1 protein-coding gene is annotated in these 812 nt (G+C 70.6%); it reads left to right on the top strand.

Annotation, left to right across the window (positions count from 1 at the left end):
• The coding region (locus LMU33_RS40820) for a beta-ketoacyl synthase N-terminal-like domain-containing protein (protein WP_228627168.1) at window positions 1–812 on the top strand (812 nt) is incomplete at both ends.

The raw sequence follows: 812 nt of genomic DNA, 5'->3' as shown, positions 1-812 counted from the left end.
CCGCGACGAACTCCTCGGACGGCTCGGACACTCCGGGCGGGGAGCGACCGTCGTCAGCTCGGTACCCGGCGCCTCGGCGCTCTCCGTGGCTGATGACCCGATCGCGATCGTCGCGATGAGCTGCCGCTTCCCCGGTGGTGTGCAGTCACCGGAAGACCTCTGGCAGCTGCTGGCCGGCGGACGCGACGCAACCTCCCGGTTCCCCGCCGACCGGGGCTGGGACATCGAGTCCCTCTACGATCCGGACCCCGAGCAGGCGGGCAAGACCTACACCCGTGAGGGTGGCTTCATCCAGGACGCCACTCAGTTCGACGCGCGCTTCTTCGGCATCAGCCCGCGTGAGGCGCTGGCGATGGACCCGCAGCAGCGGCTGCTGCTCGAGACCGCGTGGGAGGCGTTCGAGCGGGCGGGCATCGCCCCGGACACCCTGCGCGGCAGTCAGGCCGGCGTGTTCATCGGCACGAACGGCCAGGACTACCTGTCGCTGCTGATGAGGGCACCCGAGGGGCTCGAAGGTCACCTCGGCACCGGGAACGCGGCCAGCGTCGTCTCCGGCCGACTCGCCTATGTCTTCGGGCTGGAAGGCCCGGCCGTGACGGTGGACACAGCCTGTTCGTCGTCGCTGGTCGCTCTGCACTGGGCTGCCCAGGCCCTGCGGAACGGCGAGTGCTCGTTCGCGCTGGTGGGCGGCGTCACGATCATGGCCACCCCGGAGAACTTCGTCGATTTCAGCCGGCAGCGTGGTCTTGCTGCCGATGGCCGGGTGAAGGCCTTCGCGGCGGGTGCGGACGGCACCGGCTGGGGTGAGGGTG

It is taken from the genome of Streptomyces barringtoniae, assembly GCF_020819595.1.
GTDB classification, from domain to species: domain Bacteria; phylum Actinomycetota; class Actinomycetes; order Streptomycetales; family Streptomycetaceae; genus Streptomyces; species Streptomyces barringtoniae.
This window is presented reverse-complemented; position numbering and strand designations above follow the sequence as displayed.